Annotated in this window: 15 protein-coding genes; 9 read left to right on the forward strand and 6 right to left on the reverse strand. The window is 68.2% G+C overall.

The window, feature by feature from the left end:
* Positions 1-27 precede the first annotated feature (27 nt).
* The 8 genes from ACSQ89_RS03715 to ACSQ89_RS03750 are packed head-to-tail and all read left to right on the forward strand — an operon-like array spanning position 28 to position 11,014.
* On the forward strand, positions 28-1,395 hold the full coding sequence (locus ACSQ89_RS03715) for a tetratricopeptide repeat protein (RefSeq protein ID WP_436295315.1): 1,368 nt from the start codon (positions 28-30) through the stop codon (positions 1,393-1,395).
* A 20-nt stretch (positions 1,396-1,415) separates the two neighbouring features.
* Entirely contained in the window at positions 1,416-3,788 is a 2,373-nt protein-coding gene (locus ACSQ89_RS03720; RefSeq protein WP_436295316.1) for a type VI secretion system Vgr family protein, read from the forward strand.
* Between the two features lie 18 nt (positions 3,789-3,806).
* Entirely contained in the window at positions 3,807-6,458 is a 2,652-nt protein-coding gene (locus tag ACSQ89_RS03725) for a DUF2169 family type VI secretion system accessory protein (RefSeq protein ID WP_436295317.1), read from the forward strand.
* A complete protein-coding gene (locus ACSQ89_RS03730) occupies positions 6,455-7,531 on the forward strand; it encodes a pentapeptide repeat-containing protein (RefSeq protein WP_093110782.1) in 1,077 nt (358 codons plus the stop codon). Before ACSQ89_RS03725 ends, ACSQ89_RS03730 begins: the two co-directional genes overlap by 4 nt.
* Positions 7,532-7,536: 5 nt before the next feature.
* The gene (locus ACSQ89_RS03735) at positions 7,537-8,175 is read left to right on the forward strand and encodes a DUF3540 domain-containing protein (RefSeq protein WP_170855763.1); all 639 of its coding nucleotides are present in this window, start codon (positions 7,537-7,539) and stop codon (positions 8,173-8,175) included.
* A 10-nt stretch (positions 8,176-8,185) separates the two neighbouring features.
* Positions 8,186-8,581, forward strand: a complete 396-nt coding sequence (locus tag ACSQ89_RS03740; protein WP_093110786.1) for a DUF4150 domain-containing protein — start codon at positions 8,186-8,188, stop codon at positions 8,579-8,581.
* 23 nt (positions 8,582-8,604) lie between these two features.
* Positions 8,605-10,215 carry a type VI secretion system-associated FHA domain protein TagH gene (gene tagH / locus ACSQ89_RS03745; RefSeq protein ID WP_436295318.1) on the forward strand — a complete coding sequence of 537 codons (1,611 nt, stop codon included), beginning with the start codon at positions 8,605-8,607 and terminating at the stop codon, positions 10,213-10,215.
* A gap of 22 nt (positions 10,216-10,237) precedes the next feature.
* On the forward strand, positions 10,238-11,014 hold the full coding sequence (locus tag ACSQ89_RS03750) for a PP2C family protein-serine/threonine phosphatase (protein WP_436295319.1): 777 nt from the start codon (positions 10,238-10,240) through the stop codon (positions 11,012-11,014).
* Between the two features lie 45 nt (positions 11,015-11,059).
* Here the strand turns inward: ACSQ89_RS03750 and ACSQ89_RS03755 are convergent, their stop codons facing one another.
* The 4 genes from ACSQ89_RS03755 to tssA form a co-directional block, all read right to left on the reverse strand.
* Entirely contained in the window at positions 11,060-11,542 is a 483-nt protein-coding gene (locus tag ACSQ89_RS03755) for an Hcp family type VI secretion system effector (protein WP_093110882.1), read from the reverse strand.
* 127 nt (positions 11,543-11,669) lie between these two features.
* Positions 11,670-13,166 carry a type VI secretion system contractile sheath large subunit gene (gene tssC / locus ACSQ89_RS03760; RefSeq protein WP_093110792.1) on the reverse strand — a complete coding sequence of 499 codons (1,497 nt, stop codon included), beginning with the start codon at positions 13,164-13,166 and terminating at the stop codon, positions 11,670-11,672.
* A 33-nt stretch (positions 13,167-13,199) separates the two neighbouring features.
* Positions 13,200-13,721: a type VI secretion system contractile sheath small subunit gene (tssB, locus tag ACSQ89_RS03765; protein WP_212733719.1), complete on the reverse strand. Its 522-nt coding sequence runs from the start codon at positions 13,719-13,721 to the stop codon at positions 13,200-13,202.
* 33 nt (positions 13,722-13,754) lie between these two features.
* Positions 13,755-14,786: a type VI secretion system protein TssA gene (gene tssA / locus ACSQ89_RS03770; RefSeq protein WP_093110796.1), complete on the reverse strand. Its 1,032-nt coding sequence runs from the start codon at positions 14,784-14,786 to the stop codon at positions 13,755-13,757.
* A 71-nt stretch (positions 14,787-14,857) separates the two neighbouring features.
* Between tssA and tssJ the strand changes: the two genes are divergently transcribed.
* Positions 14,858-15,415, forward strand: a complete 558-nt coding sequence (gene tssJ, locus ACSQ89_RS03775) for a type VI secretion system lipoprotein TssJ (protein ID WP_093110798.1) — start codon at positions 14,858-14,860, stop codon at positions 15,413-15,415.
* A 6-nt stretch (positions 15,416-15,421) separates the two neighbouring features.
* Here the strand turns inward: tssJ and ACSQ89_RS03780 are convergent, their stop codons facing one another.
* Both ACSQ89_RS03780 and ACSQ89_RS03785 read right to left on the reverse strand, forming a co-directional pair.
* On the reverse strand, positions 15,422-16,513 hold the full coding sequence (locus tag ACSQ89_RS03780) for a type VI secretion protein IcmF/TssM N-terminal domain-containing protein (RefSeq protein ID WP_436295320.1): 1,092 nt from the start codon (positions 16,511-16,513) through the stop codon (positions 15,422-15,424).
* Between the two features lie 24 nt (positions 16,514-16,537).
* Positions 16,538-17,863 (reverse strand): DotU family type IV/VI secretion system protein, encoded by a 1,326-nt coding sequence (locus ACSQ89_RS03785; RefSeq protein WP_436295321.1) that lies wholly within the window; start codon positions 17,861-17,863, stop codon positions 16,538-16,540.
* Positions 17,864-18,014 lie beyond the last annotated feature (151 nt).

Below are 18,014 nucleotides of genomic sequence, written 5' to 3' on the forward strand. Positions count from 1 at the left end.
CGTCCGCGCTTCACTACCGTGAGCCGCATGAAGATCCCCCCAGGCTACAAGCCCGCCACCCATCTGCGCCTCGACGAGGCCTTGGCGCTGGCGATGGCCATGCACCGCGCCAATCGCCTCGACGATGCTGAAGAGCTCTACGCACGCATCCTGGAGGTGGCTCCGGACAACGCCGATGCACTGCACTTCAGGGGCGTGCTGCGGCACCAGCGCGGTGGCAGCGAGGAGGCGCTCGGATTGATCCGCCGCTCGATCGCGCTGAATGCCGCGGTGCCCGACTGGCACAACAACCTGGGCAACGTGCTGCTCGAAACCGGCCAGGTCGATGCCGCCGCGGATGCCTACGAAGAGGCCGCGCGCCTGGCGCCTGCGCGGGCCGACATCCACAACAACCTCGGCGTGCTGCGGCGCGAGCAGGGGCGGCCCGAAGAATCGGAGAGCGCTTACCGGCGCGCCATCGAACTGGATCCGAAGAACGTCGAGGCCCACACCAATCTCGGCCGCCTGCTCAACAGCCTGGGACGCGAAGAGGAATCGATGCGCTGCTTCTGCGAAGCATTGCTGCTGAAGCCCGGCCATGCGCCGGCGCGCGAGGCGCTCGGCCTGGCCTACTACACGCTCGGGCGCTTCGAGGAGGCGGCGCAGGTGTACCGCGACTGGCTGAAGGACGAGCCCGGTAACCCGGCGGCGCGCCATCATCTCGCGGCCTGCTCGGGCGAAGGCGTGCCGGCGCGCGCCGCCGACGACTATGTGGAGAAGGTGTTCGACGGCTTCGCCGACAGCTTCGATGCCAAGCTGGCGCACCTGCACTACCGCGCGCCGGAGCTGATTGCGCAGACCGTGGCCGGGCTGCTGGGCGCACCCCGGCGCGAGCTCGCCGTGCTCGACGCCGGCTGCGGCACCGGCTTGTGCGGCCCGCTGCTCGCACCCTACGCGCGGCGCCTGGAAGGCGTCGATCTGTCCGAGCGGATGCTGGCGCGGGCCCGGGTGCGCCAGGTCTATGACGCGCTGGCCAAGGCCGAACTCACGGCCTTCATCGAAGGCGCGGCGCCGGCCTCCTACGACCTCGTCATCTCGGCGGACACCCTGTGCTATTTCGGCGATCTGCGTGGGGTGGCCCAGGCCACGGCCAGGGCGCTGCGGCCGGGCGGCTGGCTGGTGTTCACCGTCGAAGCGCTCGATGCGCCGGAGGATGTGAAGGAGGCGGGCTTCCATTTGCACCACCACGGCCGCTACAGCCATCGCGACAGCTACCTGCGCGAGGTGCTCGCGGAAGCGGGGCTGGCCGTCGGTGCAGTGACGGCCGCGCACCTGCGCATCGAAGGCGGCAAGCCGGTCGACGGCTGGATCGTGTCGGCGCAGGCCTGCGAAGCGGCGGCCTCCCATTCGTCCTAGAAAACACAGAAAGAAAACGCATGGCCGATACGCAATTCATCATCAAGAGCGATTCGCCCGTCAACGACGACCTGATGTTCTGGAGCGTGGTGGGCCAGGAAAGCCTGTCGCGTCCGGCGGCCTACGAGCTGACCGTGCTGTCGGCGAACGAGAAGATCGACGCCAAGGACATTCTCGGCCGCGCCTTCGACGTGGTGTTCGAGTTCCTCGATGCCGACGGCGCCAAGCACGAGCGCCATTGTCAGGGGCATGCGGTGCGCTTCATGCGCAAGGGCAGCGTGGGGCGCTATTTCGAATACCGCTTCACGCTGCGCTCGTGGTTCTGGCTGCTCACCAAGCGCAGCAACTCGCGCATCCTGCAGGACAAGCCGGTGCTGGACCTGCTCGATGCCGTGTTCGAGGACAGCCCGATCAAGCGCTTCAAGAAGATCAAGACCGACAAGGTCATCGGCACGCACGATGCGCGGCGCTACAGCGTGCAGCACCAGGAGAGCGACTACCAGTACCTCTCGCGGCTGCTCGAGGACGAAGGCGTCTACTACTGGTTCGACGCGCACGACGCGCCGGGCACGATGCACCTCGCCGACGCGAGCGACGTGGCGCACAAGAAGCTGCCGGTGACCGACACGCTGAACTACGTGGCCCCGGGCGCGAGCGAAGCGCGCTTCAACGAGATCAGCCTGTGGGTGGATTCGCGCCGCCTCGACACCGGCAGCTTCGCCTCGCGGGACAGCGACTTCAAGGCCATCCGCAAGAAGCTCAGCGCCGACAAGGGGGATCCCGACGTGCACGAGCTGGCCGATTTCGAGGCCTTCGAGTTTCCCGGCGGCTACTTTCGCGAAGCCGATACCGAAGACGCCGCCAAGGTGCGCACCGAAGAGCTGGTCGCGCGCCGTCGCCTGAACTGGGCCATCACGCGCTGGCCCGACGTGGCCGCCGGCATGAACTTCAGCTTCAAGGGCCACCCGGCCGGCGGCGCCGACGGCGACTACCTGATCGCGAGCTGTGCCTTCGTCGTGACGCATCCGGGCTACGAGAGCATGAGCGAGAGCGAAAGCCAGGTCGACCGGCAGGGCCAGCTGCTGCTCGAGCTGCTGCGCGAGGACCCGATCAACGCCAACTGGATCGAAGCGTTGCAGGACATCGTGCGCGGGACGCCGGAGCTGCACCAGCCGGTGCGCGGCAATGGCGTCTTCCTGCTCACCGTGCTGCCGGCCGAAACCCTGTTTCGCCCACCGCGGCTGACGCCGCGCGTGACCATGCCCGGCCCGCAGAGCGCGATCGTGGTCGGCCCGAAGGGCGAGGAGATCCATGCCGACGACTTCGGCCGCGTGAAGGTGCATTTCCACTGGGACCGCTACGACGGGAGCGACGAGAAGTCCACTTGCTGGGTGCGCGTGTCGCAGCCCTGGGCCGGCAAGGGCTGGGGTGGCTATTTCATTCCGCGCATCGGGCAGGAGGTGATCGTCGATTTCCTGAACGGCGACCCGGACCGGCCGATCATCGTCGGGCGCGTCTACAACGACGACCAGCCGAAGCCCTTCGATTCGCACACGCAAAGCGGCTTTCGCACGCGCTCCACGCCCAAGGGCAGCGCCTCGAACTGCAACGAGCTGCGCTTCGAGGACAAGAAGGGCTCGGAGCAGGTCTTCCTGCACGCCGAGAAGAACCAGGACATCGAGGTCGAGAGCGACGAGACGCACTGGGTGGGCCACGACCGCAAGAAGACGGTGGACAACGACGAGACCAACCATATCAAGAACAACCGGACCGAGACGGTCGGTGTGGACGAGAAGATCGACATCGGCGCCAACCGCACCGAGACCGTCGGCGCGAACGAAGACATCACCATCGCGTCGAACCGGACCGAATCGGTCGGCGCCAGCGAGACCGTCTCGATCGGCGCGGCGCGGGATCACACCATCGGCGCCGACGACACGAAGACGGTGGGCGCCAGCGAGAGCGTCACCATCGGCGCCTCGCGCACCGACACGGTCGGCGGGTCGATGACCCAGACGATCGGCGGCTCGCTCTCGCAGACCGTGGCCGGCGGCATCACCACGACCACGGCCGGCGCCTACACCATCACCGCGACCGGCGGTTTGACGGTCTGCGCGCCGGGCGGCGTGAAATACATCGACAGCTTCTTCAGCCGCCTGGGCGGCAACCTGCTCGAGAACTACAACAACATCGTCAAGCTGACGCCGATGAGCATCGAGGGGACGGGTTTCAAGGCCGAGGCCTGCGGCATCAAGATCGACGAGGGCGGCCTCTTCAACAAGAAGGCCGGGGTGGCGCTGCTGCACCTGGGCAGCTTTCTCGAGAACGCCGGCCCGGTGCTGAAGAAGGCCGCCGTGGTGGTGGACAAGGCCGGCCTGCACCTGATCGGGTGAGCGGGCCGCCCGAGCGTCATGAGAATCGTCAAGCCCAACTGCCTCAGCGTGCTCCCACGATGCATCGAGCACAGGCGGGAGCTGTTCCTTTGCGTGTCGACCTTCGCGATGGTTCCGCTGCGCGAGGCAGCCATGCTGTGCTCCGAGCAGAAGCTGTGGACTGTGCTGCCGCAGGCCTTTCCGGAATTCGTCGAGGCGGGCGCGCCGAAGAAGGGCGGCGAGTTTCTGCTGGCGGGCGCGGTGCATGCGCCGCCAGGCTCGCAGGCGGCGAGCATCTCCTTCGGCATCCGTTTCGCCGGCATCGAGAAGATCGCGCTGGCGCACGGGCGGCGGTTCATCGACGGCCAGGCGATCGTCCATCAGGAGCCGCTCACCCGCGTCGCTCTCGATTGGGCGAATGCCTATGGCGGCAAGGAGTTCCCGCTCAACGTGCGCGGCTGCGGGCATCCCTCGTCCGTGCGGCCCGATGGCTATCTGCCCTTGCCGTGCATCGAGGCGGCGGACAAGCCCTGGCATCGGGATCCGGCGCGCAACCGGCCGATGGCCTTCGGCGTGCTCGACCTCGCGCATCCGGAACGCCTCGCCTGCGCCGGCACCTATGACGAGGCTTGGCTGAAGACCGAGTTTCCCGGCTTGGCGCTCGATGCGGACCTGTGCATCCACAACATCGCGCCCGCCGACCAGCGCAGCGCTTCGCCTTTCGCAGGCAACGAAGGCTATGAACTGGCTCATCTCTCGGCCTCGGAGCCCTTGCTGCGCGGTGCCTTGCCGGGCGTCGCGGTGCGCGCCTTCATCCAGCGCAAGAGCGCGGCGCACGAAATGGAAGAGATGAGCACCGCGTTGCGCACGGTGGTCTTCCTGCCGGAGGCGGACCGGGTCGTGCTGGTCTGGCAAGGCCTGTGCAAGGTGGCGGAGGACGATGCCGGCGACATCCAGACCGTGATGGTGGCCGCCGAACACATCGGCCGCCTGCGCGCGCGCGGGCACTACAAGCAGGTGCTGCTGGACCGCGTCGAGTCCGAGGACGCAGCATTGCTGTCCTTGATGGACGAGCAGCTGCTGCCCGAGGACTTGCCCTTCGAAGGCCTGCTGCCGGCCGATTTCGATCTCAACCGCAAGCCGGCCGCCGACAGCTACGGCGAGCGCCTGCGCCGGCGTGCGGAAGTGCAGCTGAAGGCGGGCCGCGACGAGGTGATCGCCCTGGGACTCGATCCCGACGCGCATGCGCCCGCGGCCACGCTCGGGGCGCTTCCGCCCATGCCGCCGCTGCCCCAGCTCGGCGAGTTCATGCGCCAGCTCGCGGTGGACGGGCAGAAGCGGATCGAGCAGGGCAAGAAGGCGGCCGCCGCGATGCTGCAGGCCTCGGAGACGGCGTACACGCAACAGGGTCTTTCGTTCGACGTCGTTCGCGACGAGCTGGCGGGCGTCGGGCAGGGCGGGCCGCCCAAGCCGCTGAAGCCACAGACGATGGCCACGCTGAACGAGCTCCAGGGCGTGGCGAAGCGCAGCAACACGCCGCTGGACGAAGTGGACGAGATGCTGGCCGACGAGAAGCTGCACGCACGCTGGGACCGGCAGGATCGCGAGTTGCGCGACATCTATGTCCGCCATGCCCAGCACATGCATCCCGCGCCCGCCGCGACCGGCAGGTTCGCCGAGCGGCAGCATCGCTGGGTGGAAGAGCGGCTCGCGGCCGGCCACGGCCTGCGCGGCCTCGATCTCACGGGCGCCGATCTGCGCCGCTTCGATCTGCGCGGCGTCGACTGCACCGGCGCCATGCTCGAAGCGGCGAATCTCCATGGCATGCAGCTCGCCGGCGCCAGCTTCGACGGGGCCGTGCTGGTGCGCGCCGATCTGGGCGAAGCCCTCGCGGCCGGCTGCGACTTCAGCAATGCCAATCTGGGGAAGGCGAACCTGCACAGCGTGGACGCCGCCGGCGCGGTGTTCGCCGGAGCGAACCTGTGGGAGGCGCGCCTCGAGCAAGCCGGGCTGGCACGCGCGATCGTAGGGGCTGCCCAGTTCTATCGCGCATCGTTGATCGGCATCGACCTCTCGCATGCGGAGCTCGCCGAGGCCCAGTTCCTCGAGTGCGACCTGTCGTCGGCCGACTTCAGCCACGCCAACTTCGGCGGCGCCCAGTTCATCAGTTGCAAGGCCGAGGGCGCGCGGTGGCTGCAGTGCACCGGCGGCACTGCCGTGTTCTACAAGTTCGCCTGCCGCGGCGCCGATTTCTCGAATGCCAGCCTGCCAGGCGCTCGTTTCGTCGAGGCGATCGATCTCGCCGGTGCCGTCTTCGCCGGCGCCACGCTGGCCGGCGCCTATTTCGGCCAGGGCAGCGACCTGAGCGGCAGCTGCCTCGACCGCGTGCAGGCGCGCCAGGCGGACTTCACCGCCTGCAACCTTGCCGGTGCCACCTTCAGGCACGCGGACCTGCGCGAGGCCAGCTTCCGCAAGGCGCTGCTGGGGCGCGCCGACCTGAGCGGTGCGAACCTGATGGACGCCATCCTGAGCAACGCCGAAGCCTTCTCGGCACAGCTGTGCGACTGCAACCTGTACGCGGCAGACCTGGCGCGCATCCGCGCCGATGAGCACACCTCCTTCGAGGGCTCGCTCACGAAGCGAGCCCGCATCTATCCGCGCTGGCGCCCACCTGTGCCTTCATCGCCATGACGCCGATGCAGAAGAGCGAACTCATGGCAAAGATCGAGAATGCCGACCCGGTGCAAGGCGCTTCGCTGCAAGGCGTCGATCTGTCCGGCGCCAGGCTGAGCGGCGCCGTGTTCGAGAACGTCGATTTCCGCGGCTGCGCGATGGCCGGTGCCAGCTTTGCCGACAGCATCCTGAGCAAGTGCCGCTTCGACGGCGCCAGCCTCCAGGGCGCGGTGATGACGGGCGCAACCTTCCATGAGTCGAGCGCGTGCGATGTGGATCTGTCGGAATCCGCCTGCGTGGGATTCAATGCGGTCCAGAGCCGCTTCGACGGCAGCAGCTTCAGCAAGGCCGACCTGACGGAAGCGAACTTCATCAAGTCGTCGCTGGCTGGCGCCCGGCTCGCGGGCGCAAGGGCGGTGCAACTGTCGCTGGTCGAAACGCGCACCGAGGCGATCGACCTCTCGGACCTGCTGTTCTTCAAGTCCGTGGTGGTGGAGGCCGATCTCTCGGCCGCCGACCTGAGGGGCTGCCGCATCGATCAATCGGTCATGAGCAAGGTGCGCCTCGCGGGCCAGCGCCTGGCGGGCGCCGACTGGCAGCGCAGCCAGTTCATGGAGGCCGATCTGGACGGCGTCGACCTGTCGGGCGCGCAGCTGCAGCAATGCAACTTCAAGGGCGCCAAGTTGACGGACGCGAACCTGGTCAAGGCCAAGGCCGCCAACACGCTGTTCATCGAATCGCGCTGCGAGCGCATGGACGGCAGCGGTGCGGATTTCTTCCAGAGCATCTGGAGCGATGCGCTGCTCGAAGACGCCCGCTTTGCCGGCACGCGGCTCGAGCAGGCGATGCTCCATCGCGCCAGGTGCCTGCGCGCCAGCTTCGCACGCGCCAACCTGGTCTACGCCGACTTTTCCCATGCCGACGTGTCCGGCGCCGACTTCGACGGCGCCAGCTGGGAACGCACGAAATTCCATCAGGCGCGGCGCATCGGCGTGCGCCTGCCTGCCGGCGCCAGCATCCTGTACGAGGATCCCGAGCTCGCCGCGGCCGAAGCATGGAGCCCCCTCGATCCGCCATCGCAAAAAAGGTGAACACCATGGAAGTCATCGATCAACGCGAGCCCAAGCTCGCAGCGCCGTCCGCCGCCGCGGCCTACATGGTCGGCAGCGTCGTGGAGACCGCCGCCGACGTGGTGTACGTCAGCTTCGACCGGCGCGTGCATGAAGCAACGCGCGCATTCAGCTGCATGGTGGTTCCGGAGCCGGGCGACGAGGTCGGCCTGTTTCGCGCGCCGGACGGTCGCCTCTTCATGACCGCGGTGCTCAGCCGGGCCTGCGATGCCCCCTTGACGCTCCATGCCCCGGAAGGCTTCGCGCTGAAGTCGGACAAGGACATCCGGATCGAAGCGCAGCAGGCCGTGCATCTGCAGGGCGCGACTTTCACCGGGCGGTTCGACAGCGCGCACTGGGCCGCGCGCCTGATGCGCGTGACCGGCGTCGAGTTCGTGCTGCGTTCCGCGGCGGCGCGGCTCTTCGCAGAGGCCGCGGAGGCAGTGTTGTCGCGCTTGCAGGTGTCGGCCGATCGCAGCTATCGTCATATTGCGCAGGCGGAGCATGTGCGCACCGGCATCCTCGACGTGAAGGCCGAGCACGTGGCGAACATCCGGGCCGGGACGATGCTGCTTTCCTCGCGCGAGTTGACCAAGGTTGACGGCGCCCAGATTCACGTTGGATGAAAGGATCGCCATGTTCGCGAACACCCAGATGGGCGGCCAGGACACCGGCTTCCCGGATGTCTGCCTGACGCCGACGCCAGGCGGGCCGGTGCCGACGCCCTATCCGAACATCGCCACGCGGCCGATGGCGGTCAATGCGGTCTACACGGTGCTGCTCAGCAACGCGCCGGCACACAACCTGGGAACCACCATCCCCATGACCAACGGCGACAACGCCGGCGTCGCCACCGGCGTGGCCTCCGGCACCGTCATGGGCCCGGCGCGCAACCTGACCGGCGCGTTCACGGTGCTGATCGGCGGCAAGCCGGCCACGCGGCTCAGCAGCGTGGCCTTGCAGAACAGCACGAACTGTCCTGGTGTGTCGATCGCGCCGAGCCAGGTCAAGGTGCTGCTGCTCGCGCCCTAGACAGAGAGTAAAGAGGCCACCAGGTGATACGGATCGCTGTTCTCAACGTCCGGGGCGCGCCGCCCGGGCAGCCGCTCGCCGCCAGCTTCGGTCCGGCCGGCGGCACCATCGGCCGTGCCGACACCAACACGCTGGTGCTGCAGGATCCAGACCGGACGGTATCTCGCATGCATGCGCAGATCTCGTTTCGCAACGGCGACTTCTACATCGCCGATCACGGCAGCAATCCCATGCAGCGCAACGGCCAGCCGCTGGGCTCGGGCAGCGAGGTGAAGCTGGCGGACGGCGATCGGCTGGTGATCGGCAGTTTCGAACTCTCGGTGCAGCACGCGGCGGCCGGCGCGCCTGGCGCTGCCTCGCGGCCGGCGCCGCTGCACGTGCCGGCGGCCAGCGACGACGACCCCTTTGCCGACCTGCTCGCGGGGCTGGCGCCTGCAACGCCTGCCGCGCCCGCAGGCCGCGCGGCGCCGGCGGCGAGTGCGCCGGTGCCGCTTCCCGACCCCTTCGGCCCCGGCGCTGCCGGCGGCCGGGCCGCGGACACGGATCCTTTTGCCGACCTGCTGGCGCCCGCACCCTCCGGCGCACCAGCCAAGGCCGCGGCGGGCCTGGGCGCGCTCGACGACTTTTCGGACCTGGCCGCGCCGCCGGCGGGCAAGGCCGCCGGCATCGACGCGCTGTTCGGCGGCAGCGCAGGCCCCAGCGGCCTGGGCGGCGATCCGCTGGCGCTCTCGCCGCTTGCGGATCCGTTGCTGCAGCCGAACACGGCGGGCGGACTCGATCCGCTCGACGCATTGAAGGGCCGCGCGCCCGCGACGCCGGCACCGCGCAGCGATCACGTGCCGATCGGGCAGTTCGGCTATGTGCCGCCGGTGGCGATCGCGCCGCCGGCAGCCTCGTCGCTGCTGGACGATCTGGATGCGCCGCTCGGCTCGCCGAGCTTCGACGACATGACGGGCGCGCGGATCGAAGCACCCGTACCCCCGCCGCTGGCCGCGAAAGCGCCGGGCTTCGCGCCATCGCCGCCGGCCGCGGCGGTGCCGGCCGATGCGCTGCTGGCCGCCTTCCTGCGCGGCCTGGGCAGCATGCACCCGATGCCCGAGGCGCTCACGCCCGGACTGATGGAACGCGTCGGCGTCCTGCTGCGTTCGGCGACCGAAGGCACGCTGCAACTGCTGCTCACGCGCCAGGAGTTCAAGCGCGAGGTGCGCGCCGAGGTCACGATGATCGCGGCGGACGCCAACAACCCGCTGAAGTTCTCGCCCACCGTCGAGGTCGCGCTCGCGCATCTGCTGGGGCCCGGCGTGCGCGGCTTCATGCCGGCCGAGGCGGCCATGCGCGATGCCTTCGACGACCTGCGCGCGCACCAGTTCGGCGTGATGGTCGGCATGCGGGCCGCGCTGGCCCACGTGATCGAGCGCTTCGGACCGGAAGAGCTCGAAAAGAAGATCGCAGCCAAGTCGGCACTCGACAGCCTGTTCGCCGCCAACCGCAAGGCCAAGCTGTGGGACCAGTTCATCGCGCTCTATGCCGGCATCGCGAGCGAGGCAGAGGACGACTTCCACACCCTGTTCGGCAAGGCCTTCCTCGAGGCCTACGAAGAGCAGATGGCGCGCCTCAAATCCGGCGGCGGTTGAAGAGAACGAAAGAGGAGGGGCCGTGGACATAGAAATCGTCACCTTGTCGAGGCAAGGCGGCCGCAGCTACAACGAAGACGTGTTCGGCCACTGGAACGACGGCCGCTTCGTCGCCTGCCTGGTGGCCGACGGCGCAGGCGGCCACGGCGGAGGCGACGTCGCGGCGGCCATCGCGCGCAGCAGCGTGCTGGAGGGCTTCGCGGCAAATCCGGGGCTCGATGCCGAGCTGCTGCGCCGGCTCATCGCGCGCGCCAACCTCGACATCGTGGCGCGCCAGGCCGAGGGCGGCAAGCTGGCGGCGATGCGCTCGACCGTGGTGCTGGCCGCGGTCGACCTGCACGAGAACCAGATTGCCTGGGCCCACAGCGGCGACAGCCGCGCCTACCTGTTTCGCGCCGGCGCGCCGGTGGCGCGCACCGTCGACCACAGCCTGGTCCAGCAGATGGTGGCTGGCGGCATGCTCGACGAGGAGGGCGCTCGCCTTCATCCTCAGCGCAACATGCTGTTGTCGGCGCTGGGCTCGGTCGAAGAGCAGCCGGAGATCGCGGTCTCCGCGCCCATGCCCTTGATGGCGGGCGACGTGCTGCTGCTTTGTACCGACGGGGTCTGGGAGCCGCTCGGAGACGAGCGCCTGCTCGAGATGCTGCGCGCGGCGAAGGACGCGAGCCGATGGGTGGAGGAGATCGACCAGCAGGTCAGGGCCAACGCCAAGCCGGGCTACGACAACTACACCGCGTTGACGCTGTGGGCCCACGCCGATGGCATGGATGACGAGGTCACGCAGCCGCTGCCGCCCTAACCGCATGCGGGACGCTCTCCGAGCGCCCCGCCTCGATCCGGCCGCTCAAGCTTTGACGTTGGCGCGGATATCCCAGGCCGCCGTCTTGGCCGCATCGAGCGTACCGTCGGCCTTCTGCGGCTTGTACTCGTACTTGAACTTCGCGAAGTTGAGCGTGATGTTCTCGGTGAGGCGGTCTTCGCCGCCGCTGCCGCCGGTGGAGACGGCCGACACGAGCACTTCGTTCAGCGTGATCGTGAGGTACTCCTGTGCGTCCTCGCCCGCCTTGCGCACCACGAGCGTCGCATCGGCAAAGTGCTTGCCGTTGCAGCAGGCAAGCAGCAACGCATTGGAAGAGGAGTCGACGTACTTGGTGAAGGACAGGTCCTGGACGCTGACCTTGCCCGCGCCACCGCCGCTCCCCAGGTGCATGCTGCCCGACTGGCTGGCACCCCAGCTCCAGGCCAGCAAGTCGATCTCCTCCTTGTGCTTGCTGTCTTTCGACTCGCCCTTGACGTCGGCGATCTTGATAAACATGTCTACGGCCATGATGCCCACCTTTCAGTTTGTGTGAACCAAGAAAAATCAGCTTCCTCGCAGTGCGCCCCGCGGGGGCAGCTCGGCAGCTGTAGAGAGAACGAACGGGTCGCTGCGTTTGCAACGATTTCGCGGAAATTTATTTGCCGCCCTTCGCCGACGGCAGCTTCGAGACCAGGCGCAGCGACACCGTCAGGCCTTCGAGCTGGTAGTGCGGGCGCAGGAAGAACTTGGAGCTGTAGTAGCCGGGATTTCCTTCGACTTCCTCGACCACCACCTGCGCCGCGGCCAGCGGCTTGCGGGCCTTGGTCTCCTCGGAGGAGTTGGCGGGGTCGCCGTCCACGTAGTTCATGATCCAGTTGTTGAGCCAGCGCTCCATGTCGGCTCTTTCCTTGAAGCTGCCGACCTTGTCGCGCACGATGCACTTGAGGTAGTGCGCGAAGCGGTTGCAGGCAAAGAGGTAGGGCAGCCGCGCCGCGAGGTTGGCATTGGCCGTCGCGTCGGGGTCGTCGTACTCGGCCGGCTTGTTGAGCGACTGGGCGCCGATGAAGGCGGCGAAGTCGGAGTTCTTGCGGTGGATCAGCGAGAGCAGGCCGGCCTTGGAGAGCTCGGCCTCGCGCCGATCGCTGATCGCGATCTCGGTCGGGCACTTCTGGTCGACGCCGCCGTCGTCGCTCGGGAAGGTGTGCAGCGGCAGGTTCTCGACCGCGCCGCCCGACTCGATGCCGCGGATGCGCGAGCCCCAGCCGTAGAGCTTGTACGAACGGTTGATGTTGGTGGCCATGGCGTATGCCGCGTTGGCCCAGCTGTACTTGCCGTGGTCGGAGCCCGACACCTCTTCCTCGAAGTCGAACTCCTCGACCGGATTCGTCTTCGCGCCGTAGGGCGTGCGGGCCAGGAAGCGCGGCATGCACAGGCCGATGTATTTGGAATCGTCGGACTCGCGCAGGCTGCGCCAGCCGGCGTACTCGGGCGTGCCGAAGATCTTGGTCAGGTCGCGCGGGTTGGCGAGCTCCTGCCACGACTCCATCTGCATCAGGTTGGGGCTCGCGCCGGTGATGAAGGGCGCATGCGCCGAGGCCGCGAGCTTGGCCATCTCGCCCAGCAGTTCGACGTCGGGCGGGCTCTGGTCGAAGTGGTAGTCGCCGACGATGGCGCCGAAGGGCTCGCCGCCGAACTGGCCGTATTCCTGCTCGTAGACCTTCTTGAACAGCGGGCTCTGGTCCCAGGCGGCGCCCTTGAACTTCTTCAAGGTCTTGTGCAGCTCCTTTTTGGAGATGTCCATCACCCGGATCTTGAGGTTCTCGTCCGATTCGGTGTTGTTCACCATGTAGTGCAGGCCGCGCCAGGCGCTCTCGAGCTTCTGGAACTCCTCGTTGTGCAGGATCTTGTTGATCTGCTCGGTGAGCTTCGCATCGATCGCGGCGATCATGGCCTGGATCGACTTGGTCACATCCTTGCCGATGACCTGCGTGTTGGCCAGCGCCTGCTGCGCCAGCGTGAGTACGGCCGCCTCGACGGCGCTCTTGGCCTCGTCGCTGCGCGGTTTGAACTCCTTCTGCAGGAGCGACGAGAAGTCGCTTCCTTCGTAGGCAACGTCTTTCAGAGGGCTCTGCTGCTCGAGTGCTTCAGCCATGTCGGGTTCTCCTCGTGTGCAAAAAATGGGGCATCAGGCGGCCGGCGCGGCGCCTTCTTCGGGCTTCTTGCTGGCGGCCAGCGTCTGCAGCAGCGCCGGGTCTTCCAGCACCTTGGCCAGCAGGTCTTCGGCGCCGCCCTTGCCGTCCATGTAGGTGACCAGGTTCGACAACTGGGTGCGGGCCTCGAGCAGCTTGTTGAGCGCATCGACCTTCTTGGCCACGGCGGCGGGCGAGAAGTCCTCCATGTTCTCGAAGGTGATGTCGACCTTGAGATCTCCTTCGCCGGTCAGCGTGTTCGACACCGAGAAGGCAGCGCGCGGCTTCATGGCCTTCATGCGCACGTCGAAGTTGTCGGTGTCGAACTCGAGGAACTTGCGGTCGCCCACCGGCGCCAGCGGATCGGCTGGCTTGCCTGAGAGGTCGGCCAGTACGCCCATCACGAAGGGCAGCTGGACCTTTTTCTCCGCGCCGTAGAGCTCCACGTCGTACTCGATCTGGACCCGCGGCGCCCGGTTCCGGGCGATGAATTTCTGGCTGCTCTTGGACATGGACATGCTCCTTGGGGAGGGTGGATGTTGCGATGGGACTTACTCGACCGACTGCTTGCCGGTCACGGTCTCGATGGTGTCGAGCGCGTTCGGAGCGAGATCGGCCATGATTTCGAAGAAGCTGACGCCGATGAGCTTCTTGGCGCGTGCGATCAGAAGCGGCGCCGGGTTGCCCGGCTCGGCCTGTTCGAGATAGCGGATCACGCGGTCGAGGGTCTGGAGCGCGTCCTGCCGGGTCCGGATTTCGCCGGGTGCCGCGGCGCGCGCGGCGGGGGCGCTGCCGGTGCCGGCATCTGCGGCAGCTTCGGCCTCTGCCTCGGCCTGCGCCGTGGTGCCGGCCACGGCGGCGCTGGCCTTGCTCAATACGGTGGCAATCGCGCGCAGCGGCCCGAGATCGATCAGGTCCGTGCGGCCGGTGCGCTCGACGATCAGCGTCTGCAAGTGCGTGACGAGCGTGGGCATTTCCATCAGCGTCTGCAGCACCTCGGGCGTTTCGCCGTGGATGGCCTCGAGCCCGCCGTGGATCTGCGCGGCGGAGTAGCCGGCTTCGGCGCCGGCCGGCGCCAGCGCGTTGTGCGCGATCGCGACGTCGCGCACGCGGATCGGACCGACCCCGCGCGCCACGCCGACGTTGGCTTCGTACAGGTCGCGCAGCACCATGTCTTCGTCGGTCAGCGGCGCGAGCGCATTGAGGCGCATCGTGGGATCGTTGTCGTCGTCGGCATCCAGCTTTGGATGTATGCCTTCCCAGTGGCGGTCGAGCAAGCCGGTCAGCAGCCGCAGGCTCATGACGAAGCCGGCGATGCCTTGCATCCGGGTGCTGGCGCGCAGCAGCAGCACGGCGACCCGGGCATCCTTGGTCCGGCCCAGCAGGGCCTGCGCCTGTTCGGCCACGGAGCGCCACTCGGGCTCCACCGCGGGGATCACGGTGTCCCCGAACTGTTGCTCGGGCTTGCCTTGCGCGGCCGCGGCCAATGCGGTGAATGCAGGGTCGTACTCGAGGTCGTCACCGCATGGCGAGGCTTCGCTGATGGGAGCCTGCAGGGCTTCGACAAGTTCGGGAGTCAGCATGTTGCCTGTTCGAGTTCACTAGGGATAATCAAAGATGCTCCCTGACCGGTCAATGCAACGAAGGAAATAGCATGAGAGACCCTGGTACACGCCGTTCGCCCTATGGACGTCTTCAGGATGCGGGGCTTCGGCGCGTACGGGCGGGCCTGGGCATGCTGCTGGCGATCGCGTTCGTTGCCGGTTGTTCGAGCCCTCCGCCGCCGCCGAAGCCCGTGGTCACGCCGATAGCGATGACGCTGGCGGCAGGTGCCGATGCCAACCCCGATGCGCGCGGACGGGCCTCGCCGCTCACGGTGCGCGTCTATGCGCTCAAGACCAGCGGCGCCTTCGAGGCGGCGGATTTCTTCTCGCTGTTCGAGAAAGACCAGGCCACGCTCGGCGCCGAGATGGCCCAGCGCGAAGAACTGCTGCTGCGGCCCGGCGACAGCAAGAAGCTCGAGATGACGCTGGCCGCCGACATCAAGGCGATCGGCGTGATGGCGGCCTACCGTGACCTCGACCGCGCGCGCTGGCGCGAGGTGCGCGCGATCGAGCCGGGCAAGCCGCTCTTGGTCGGCGTCAACTTCGGCGCGCGCCAGATCCAGATCCGCATCGAACCGGCACCACCGCCACCGCCGCCGGCGAAGTAGCCTTTTCTATCCGCGCGCCAGCGGCTGGTCGGCCGGCAGGAAGCGCTGGAACAGGTCCGCGACGAAGGCGTCGTCCTCGCCGTCCGCGGGAGCGGCCACGACATAGAGGCCGCGCCAGTGCGCCGGCGCGAGCGTGCGGCCGAGGCCGTTGTCGAACATGCGCTCCACTAGCGTGCGCAACCCCGGCTGAAATGCGCGCAGCTGCTCCACGAAGCTGTGAATCGCCAGCCGGCGCGCCGGCTCCGGCTGACTGCGCAGCAAGCCCATGCGCAAGGCATGCAGTCGGTCGGCCATCGGACCAAAGGGATCGTCCGGCCGCGCACCGGCTGTCGCGTTGTCGGGCAGGCGGTAGCCGAGCGCCTGGACCAGCGCCTCCGGCGGCAAGGCGGAGCGCAGCACGCCGTAGCCGGCGAGCCGCTCCAGGCCGGTCACGACCAGGTAGACCGGCAGGTGCAGCCGCAGATGCTCGGCCGCTTCGTCGACGCGCTGCCGCAGCCGCGTCGCATCGGATGCCAGTGCCTTTGTGTCGCCGAGCAGGCCTGCGGCACTCACGCAGACCACGATGCCGTTGAGTGGCTGGCGCTCGCGTTGATGGGCGAGCGCCAGCAAGGCGTGGTACCAAAGGCCTCGCTCATGCCGCGAGGCCGGCTCGCGCACCGCGGCCGGGCTGGTTTCGATCGCGATCATCGAGCGCAGGAAGTGCCAGCGCCAGAAGACATCGCCGGCGGTATCGGGTCCCGTCTGCAGCGGCGGTGGCGAGGCGCGGCGGGCCGCGGCCAGCAGCCCGGGCAGTCCGGCCGATTCGTCGCCGATGAACAGGAACCAGGGCTGGTCGTAGAGCGGATTGCGCACCGCGCGCTGCGCCGGCGAACGAAGAAGCAGCTCGCGCGCCTGCGCGATGGCCTGCCGCAGGGCGGCGAGCGCCGCCTGCTCCGAAGGGTTCGACGGCGGGCCGAGGACTGCGATGCGCCGCCGCAGCATCCGCCGCCGCGCGAAGTAGCGCGAGCCCAGCATGAACCACCAGAGAGCGAGAAGCCCCAGCAGGCACAGCGCGAGCAGGGGCCAGTAGTAAGTGGGCAACGGGTGCAGGGCATTCATGGAAGAAGCTGGTCGCGGCGCTGTTCAGCGCGAGACGGTTTCGAGGAACACGAAATCGGCGATCGGCCGCCCGCCCGCTTCGTTGGCGGCCAGCGATTCGCGCAGCCGTTGAAGATAGGGTGAGGCCAGTTCGAAAGGAGGTCTGTCCGCGGTTTCGTTGAAGGGCACGGGCGAGGAAAGGGCCGTGACCAGCACGGTGCCGAAGGGCGGATTCACAAGCCAGCTCGATGGGATGTCGCGGCCCAGCTCGACGCTTTCGCCGGCGCGCAGGCGGGCCTGGCCGCGGCCCGCGTTGAGATGCATCACGGCGCCGTCGGCGGTGAAGTAGTCGACCCAGAGATAGCCGTCGTAGTCGGCGTTCGTGGCCTGCACCAGCACCAGGTCGCCCTCGCGCAGCCGGCCGTTCTGCGCGCTGCGTGCGGCGACCTTCAGGCCGTACCGCTTGTCGCGATTGCGCGCCTGGTAGGGCTTGAGGATGGCGACGACTTCGCAATGCGGCCAAACGCGCAGCTGGAGCTGGAAGCTTGCCGCGCTCACGCCCGGCATGGCACGCACTTCGCGCTCCACGCGCGCCATGTCTTCCGGCAGCGAAACGAAGCCGCTCACGCGCGTCGCGCCGTCCGCGCCCACCGTGGCGGCGAGGTCGGCGCAGGCGTAGGTCTGGAGCTGCTGCTCGACTCGCTGGGCCAGCGTGGGCGGCGCTTCGCGCGGGCCGTTCAGCATCGAGCCCAGCAGGTACACCAGCGGAATCAGCAGCGCGAGTGCGCCGGCGGCGCGCAGCAGTGCCCGCTCGCGCCGCTCCGGGATGCGCGGACCCGGCGGGTCGGGCACACTGTAGGGCTGGGGCGTGATGCGCTCTACGGCCAGGGTGCCCGGTGCAAGAGGCTGCACCGGCAGTTGCTGACCATGCAGCTCCTTGAGCTTGCCGAGCTCGCCGCTGTCGCCGTTCTCGAAGTAGTACTGGCCCTTGAAGCCGTGGACCAGCGCGTGCCAGTAGATCTCGCGCACCGCGCCGTCGTCGGCCTGCAGCGCCGACAGGTGATGGAAGAACTCGCTGTGCGCGTTGTTGGAATTGAAGAGCTGCACCTGCAGCGGCGTCACGCCGGTGCTCCAGCCGGGATTGCGCGCGTCGATCTCGTCGAGCCAGGCGACCATGGCGAAGGACGCCGATTCGATGCGCTGGGCCGGGATGCCCGCGGCCCGGGCCGTGACCCGGGCCTCCTCGAGCAGGTCCAGGGCGCGGCGCTGCACCGCGTCGGGCGTCCGGCCCATGCGCCCGGCGGCGATCGCCGCGTCGAGTTCGAGGCCGAATGAGAACAGGGGACAGAAGCAGTCGAACAGGCGAGCCATGAAACGCTCGCGCTATTCTTCGGTGGCGGTGGGAGCCTTGGGTTTGCGCCTGCATCGATGGCACATGCCGATCTCCCTGTTCTTCGTTGGATGTGGAATTCATTCTTTCAACGCCCCCCAGGGCCCGCCATATCGCTTGGGGACTATGTCG

Source organism: Variovorax sp. LjRoot175 (genome assembly GCF_964253805.1).
Classification (GTDB): Bacteria; Pseudomonadota; Gammaproteobacteria; order Burkholderiales; family Burkholderiaceae_C; genus Variovorax.

Bases quoted from the DNA above. Each gene is read 5' to 3' on its own strand.
- ACSQ89_RS03715 (WP_436295315.1), top strand. From the start codon at position 28: ATGAAGATCCCCCCAGGCTACAAGCCCGCCACCCATCTGCGCCTCGAC.
- ACSQ89_RS03720 (WP_436295316.1), top strand. From the start codon at position 1,416: ATGGCCGATACGCAATTCATCATCAAGAGCGATTCGCCCGTCAACGAC.
- ACSQ89_RS03725 (WP_436295317.1), top strand. From the start codon at position 3,807: ATGAGAATCGTCAAGCCCAACTGCCTCAGCGTGCTCCCACGATGCATC.
- ACSQ89_RS03730 (WP_093110782.1), top strand. From the start codon at position 6,455: ATGACGCCGATGCAGAAGAGCGAACTCATGGCAAAGATCGAGAATGCC.
- ACSQ89_RS03735 (WP_170855763.1), top strand. From the start codon at position 7,537: ATGGAAGTCATCGATCAACGCGAGCCCAAGCTCGCAGCGCCGTCCGCC.
- ACSQ89_RS03740 (WP_093110786.1), top strand. From the start codon at position 8,186: ATGTTCGCGAACACCCAGATGGGCGGCCAGGACACCGGCTTCCCGGAT.
- ACSQ89_RS03755 (WP_093110882.1), bottom strand. From the start codon at position 11,542: ATGGCCGTAGACATGTTTATCAAGATCGCCGACGTCAAGGGCGAGTCG.
- tssC (WP_093110792.1), bottom strand. From the start codon at position 13,166: ATGGCTGAAGCACTCGAGCAGCAGAGCCCTCTGAAAGACGTTGCCTAC.
- tssB (WP_212733719.1), bottom strand. From the start codon at position 13,721: ATGTCCATGTCCAAGAGCAGCCAGAAATTCATCGCCCGGAACCGGGCG.
- tssA (WP_093110796.1), bottom strand. From the start codon at position 14,786: ATGCTGACTCCCGAACTTGTCGAAGCCCTGCAGGCTCCCATCAGCGAA.
- tssJ (WP_093110798.1), top strand. From the start codon at position 14,858: ATGAGAGACCCTGGTACACGCCGTTCGCCCTATGGACGTCTTCAGGAT.
- ACSQ89_RS03780 (WP_436295320.1), bottom strand. From the start codon at position 16,513: ATGAATGCCCTGCACCCGTTGCCCACTTACTACTGGCCCCTGCTCGCG.
- ACSQ89_RS03785 (WP_436295321.1), bottom strand. From the start codon at position 17,863: ATGGCTCGCCTGTTCGACTGCTTCTGTCCCCTGTTCTCATTCGGCCTC.